We start from the raw sequence: 1,523 nt of genomic DNA on the forward strand, positions 1-1,523 counted from the left end.
CGATGAAGGACGTAGGAGCCTGCGATAAGCCCTGGGGAGTTGGCAACCGAGCGTTGATCCGGGGGTGTCCGAATGGGGAAACCTGGCTGGAGTCATGTCCAGTTACCCGCGCCTGAATGAAATAGGGTGTGTGGAGGGAACTCCGGGAAGTGAAACATCTCAGTACCGGATGGAAGAGAAAACAATTGTGATTCCGTGAGTAGTGGCGAGCGAAAGCGGAGGAGGCTAAACCCGTGGAGTGTGATACCTGGCAGGGGTTGCTGTGCGGGGGTTGTGGGGTGTGTTTGTTTCCGGGCTGTCGACCGGGAGCGCGGTGGTGTGTGTGAAGTTGAAGTCCGTTGGAAAGCGGTACCGTAGAGGGTGAGAGTCCCGTAGGTGTAAGCCGCACGCCGTGTGAATGCATTCCCAAGTATCACGGAACTCGTGGAATTCCGTGTGAATCCGGCGGGACCACCCGTCAAGCCTAAATACTTCTTGGTGACCGATAGCGGACGAGTACCGTGAGGGAAAGGTGAAAAGTACCCCTGGCGGGGAGTGAAATAGTACCTGAAACCGTGTGCCTACAATCCGTCAGAGCCCGGGCTCCTGCTTTTGGTGGGGGTGGTGGGTGATGGCGTGCCTTTTGAAGAATGAGCCTGCGAGTTTGTGTTGTGTTGCGAGGTTAACCCGTGTGGGGGAGCCGTAGCGAAAGCGAGTCCTAAGAGGGCGGTTTAGTAGCATGATCAAGACCCGAAGCGGAGTGATCTATCCATGGGCAGGTTGAAGCGACGGTAAGACGTCGTGGAGGACCGAACCCACCTAGGTTGAAAACTGGGGGGATGACCTGTGGATAGGGGTGAAAGGCCAATCAAACTCCGTGATAGCTGGTTCTCCCCGAAATGCATTTAGGTGCAGCGTTGTGTGTTTCTTGCTCCAGGTAGAGCACTGGATAGCCGATGGGCCCGACCAGGTTACTGACGTTAGCCAAACTCCGAATGGGAGTAAGTGAGAGCGCAGCAGTGAGACTGCGGGGGATAAGCTCCGTAGTCGAGAGGGAAACAGCCCAGACCATCAGCTAAGGCCCCTAAGCGGTGACTAAGTGGAAAAGGATGTGGAGTCGCAGTGACAACCAGGAGGTTGGCTTGGAAGCAGCCACCCTTGAAAGAGTGCGTAATAGCTCACTGGTCAAGTGATTCCGCGCCGACAATGTAGCGGGGCTCAAGTCATCCGCCGAAGCTATGGCATTCAGAGAATATTCAAGCCTTCGTGGTTCAGAACTCTGGATGGGTAGGGGAGCGTCGTGTCGCGAGTGAAGTTCCGGAGTGATCCAGGGGTGGACGCGACACGAGTGAGAATGCAGGCATGAGTAGCGAAACACGGGTGAGAAACCCGTGCGCCGAATGATCAAGGGTTCCAGGGTCAAGCTAATCTGCCCTGGGTAAGTCGGGACCTAAGGCGAGGCCGACAGGCGTAGTCGATGGACAACGGGTTGATATTCCCGTACCGGCAATGTAGCGCCCATGACGAGCCCGGTGATGCTAACC

General features: G+C 56.2%; 1 rRNA gene. It reads left to right on the forward strand.

Annotation, left to right across the window (positions count from 1 at the left end):
* A 23S ribosomal RNA gene (locus VGL01_RS21640) occupies positions 1-1,523 on the forward strand; the annotation flags it as partial.

Source organism: Trinickia sp. (genome assembly GCF_036503415.1).
In the GTDB taxonomy this organism is placed as follows: domain Bacteria; phylum Pseudomonadota; class Gammaproteobacteria; order Burkholderiales; family Burkholderiaceae; genus Trinickia.